This is a genomic window from Nocardia testacea NBRC 100365, assembly GCF_000308775.1.
GTDB lineage: Bacteria > Actinomycetota > Actinomycetes > Mycobacteriales > Mycobacteriaceae > Nocardia > Nocardia testacea.
The window spans coordinates 1-3,360 of the sequence record NZ_BAGJ01000085.1 but is presented as its reverse complement, the minus strand read 5'-3'; the positions used below and the strand labels follow the sequence as shown (position 1 = coordinate 3,360).

At 69.2% G+C, this 3,360-nt stretch carries 5 protein-coding genes; 1 reads left to right on the top strand and 4 read right to left on the bottom strand.

Annotated features, from left to right (window positions below; translation table 11 throughout):
- Positions 1-71: 71 nt before the first annotated feature.
- The 4 genes from ON38_RS10740 to ON38_RS10725 form a co-directional block, all read right to left on the bottom strand.
- Positions 72-383, bottom strand: a complete 312-nt coding sequence (locus ON38_RS10740; RefSeq protein ID WP_373281207.1) for a hypothetical protein — start codon at positions 381-383, stop codon at positions 72-74.
- Positions 384-736: 353 nt separating this feature from the next.
- The gene (locus tag ON38_RS10735) at positions 737-988 is read right to left on the bottom strand and encodes an acyl carrier protein (RefSeq protein WP_039824468.1); all 252 of its coding nucleotides are present in this window, start codon (positions 986-988) and stop codon (positions 737-739) included.
- Positions 989-1,146: 158 nt separating this feature from the next.
- Complete coding sequence (locus ON38_RS10730; RefSeq protein ID WP_039824467.1) at positions 1,147-2,235, bottom strand: NAD(P)-dependent alcohol dehydrogenase; 1,089 nt, start codon at positions 2,233-2,235, stop codon at positions 1,147-1,149.
- Positions 2,236-2,237: 2 nt separating this feature from the next.
- Complete coding sequence (locus ON38_RS10725; RefSeq protein WP_039824465.1) at positions 2,238-2,705, bottom strand: DUF4334 domain-containing protein; 468 nt, start codon at positions 2,703-2,705, stop codon at positions 2,238-2,240.
- 91 nt (positions 2,706-2,796) lie between these two features.
- On the opposite strand from ON38_RS10725, the gene ON38_RS10720 reads away from it, so the two are divergent.
- The coding region (locus ON38_RS10720; RefSeq protein WP_039824464.1) for a TetR/AcrR family transcriptional regulator at positions 2,797-3,360 on the top strand (564 nt) is incomplete at its 3' end.

The window sequence follows — 3,360 nt, the reverse complement described above, 5'->3', positions numbered from 1 at the left end:
CCCCGGGCACGGCGACGCCCCGGTCCCGCGGCCGGCCGAGCCCTCGCCCGGGCGGCCGGACTCGCCGGACGCTAACCCATGATCGCGTTCATGATCGTCCCCGCACTGGTCGCCACCGCGCCGCCGGCCATGGCGCCCGCGATCTGCTTGGGTGCCGTCAGCGTGCCCCCGTTCCACTTCTCCCAGGCGAACTTGCCGCCGCCGAAGACTATCGAGGTGACACCGGACAGCAGGACGAACCAGGTGAGGTACCTGGTCATCTGGACGATCTTGTCCGACAGCGGGGGCGCTTCCGGGCTGGGATTACCCAGCTGGGCGAGTACGGCGTAGTGGTCGTGCAGTGCCGGAAGGCCGTCGTGCAGTGCGGTGAGGATCATGCTCATCTGGTCTTGCCCCTCTCGGATGCCGGTACATGCGGTGGCGGCGAATGCCGATTCCGTAAAGCCGAACCCGACCGGTTATTGAAGCGCAAATCCGAGCCCGATGGGATGGAACTCACCGAAATTTTCTGGTCCGGCCGGTGGGAAGCGGCGTGTCGTACACACGACACGCACCTGCGTACCGCTTCCCGCTATCGATCGGCATCCATTTCAGCCGATCGAGCGGGCACTTCGCCGCCGGGTCACCGAACTGTCACAACACGGCCTCGACACGCCCGCCCTCCGGCGCGCTCCGGGCACTGCGGCAGGGCGGCCGGCGCCGACCGGCAACGTACACCCGATGCCGATCGGCCGGATCAGGACCGGGCGGCCGTGGGCACGCCGAGCAGTCCGATGAGCTCGCCGAAGGTCCGGACGGCGGCAACCCGGCGTTGAGGCAACTCCACCCCGTACTGCTTCTCGACCAGCACGATGATCGACAGCGCGGTCAGCGAATCCACGTCGAGATCGTTCAGCGTGGCCTCCGGGGCGATCTCGTCGAAGACCAGATCACAATGGGTATGCAGGAAATCCGCGACGAAATCCCGGATCGGCACGGTATCGGGCATCGCGATCGACCTTCTTCCACTGTCCACCACCGGCACGCCGGGCGAACGCGCTGTTCGCTCGGCCTCCGCAGCATGGACTTCTGATACGACATCGGGATGTGCGATGCCCGAATGGTTTTCGTCGCGCAGATGTCCGGACACCGAACACGGGCCGATCGCTACCAGATGAGCACCGGTTTGATCACCTCGCCGGCATGCTGTGCGGCGAGGGCCCTGTCGACCTCGGTGTACGGGAAGCGGGTCACCAGCCGGTCCACCGGAAGCAGGCCGCGGGTGTGCAGATCGAGCAGATGCGGGATGAAAGTGGCCGGTTCGGCGTCGCCTTCGAGACACCCGCGAACCGTTTTGCCGCTCAACACCAGATCGCGCACATCGATCTGCGGGACGCCCGCGCCCAGCCCCACCGCGACGACGGTGGCGCCGGTGCCCAGCGCCGCGAAGGCGTCGGCCAGCACCTTCGGTGATCCGGTGGTGTCCAGGGCGTGCGTCGCACCGCCCCCGGTGATTTCGCCGATCGCGGCGATCGTATCGCCCGCGGCCGGATCCAGGACTTCGTCGGCGCCCAGTTGCCCGGCCAGCCCCCGGCGCGGCGCCGCGGTCTCCACCACGATCGTCCGGACCCCGGGCAGCGTGCGGGCGGCCAGCAGCGCCGCCGAACCGACCGCGCCGGCGCCGTATATCGCCAGCCAGGCACCCGGTTCGGGCCGCAACGCGTTCAGCACCGCGCCCGCGCCGGTCTGGAAGCCGCAGCCGAACGACGCGGCGACGGCGGGATCGGCCGCCGGGTGGACGACGATCGTATTGTCCGCGGTGGCCAGTGCGTACCCGGCGAAACTGGATTGCCCGAAGAACCCGTCCCGTACCGGCCGGCCCGCGACCGTCACCCGCGGGGTGCGGTCGGACCGACGGCCGAAATGGTTGAGCGCGGTCGAATTCCGGCAGTAGGCCGGTCGCCCGGCCGCGCAGTTCAGGCAGGCGCCGCAGTGCCGGAAGGTGAGGACCACGTGGTCGCCCGGCGTCACCGAGGTCACCGCCGACCCGACCGATTCGACGATCCCCGCGCCTTCGTGGCCGAGCAGCACCGGCCGGTCCGGTTTGCCCAGCACCCTGTTGACCAGGTCGGTATGGCAGATACCGGAGGCGAGGATGCGCACCAGGATCTCGTCGTCGCGGGGTTCGTCGAGATCCACCGGCTCCACCGAGAACGGTGCCGCCGGATCGCGGGACAGGACCGCCGTCGTCCGCATCGTTACGCCCGTTCCAGCAGGAAGTAGAAGAACTGGCCGTCGGCGAGGACCAGTTCCGGACGGCCGTTCATGATGCCCATCAGCGTGGTGTCGTCGAGCCATTTGAAGTGGTCGAATACGGCGCGGCCGTCGTAGACCATGGTGGCGGTCACCTCACCGCGGAACTCGATGTTCCACAGCGTCGCCTCCCCTTGGCCCAGTTCGACATCGGAGAAGAGGCTGCCGTCCTCGGCGCGGCAGATGAGCGGTTTGGCATCACCGAGCGAATGGAAGGTCTTGCCGTACCAGCGGCTCCTGGGCAGCGCCCGGCACAGCGGATGTCCGGTCTGGAAGGCGTCGCCGCGCCACCGGCCGAGGATCTCCTCGGCGCGGGCGGGCCGCAACCGCGCCCACAGATCGTCGAGCTCCGCCACCGAGACGCCCTCGGTCAGCTCCCGCAGTTGCTGCCAGCGTGGTTTCTCCGCGCTCATATCTGTCCCATCGACTGGATTCGGCGAACCATCTGGTTCGGCAACGACCATAGTTTCGAACCATCTGGTTCGGCAAGATAGGATCGGCGGTATGCGCGCGGCAGGCCAGGCAACCCGGGACCGGATTCTCGCTGCCGCCAAAGCGGAATTCGCCGAATACGGCACGGCCGGCGCCCGGATCAATCGCATCGCCGCGGCCGCGCACGCCAGCAAGGACCGCCTCTACGCCTACTTTCCCGGCAAGTCCGAGCTCTACGCCGCGGTCACCGAACAATGGACCCGGCAGACCACGGCGGAGACCGCGCTACGCGCCGACGACCTCCCCGGCTACGTGGGGCGTCTCTTCGACCACTTCCTGGCCCACCCGGAGAATGCCCGGCTCCAGGCCTGGGCCGAGCTGGAACCGGCCGACGAGCGGATCGACCAGGTGCTACGCCGCAGCGTCGACCCCAAACTCGCCGAGATCCACCGCGGCCAGCGGGAGGGGCTGGTCACCACCGATATCGCGGCGCCCATGCTGCTGCGCATGCTCACCGAACTGGCCCGCAGCACCGCCGTGCACGCGGGCGCCGGGCCGGCCGCGCGGATCGGCGCCCAGCGGGCCGCCGTGGTGCTCGCGACCCGGCGCCTGGCAGGGCCGAGCGCGGCGGAGTCG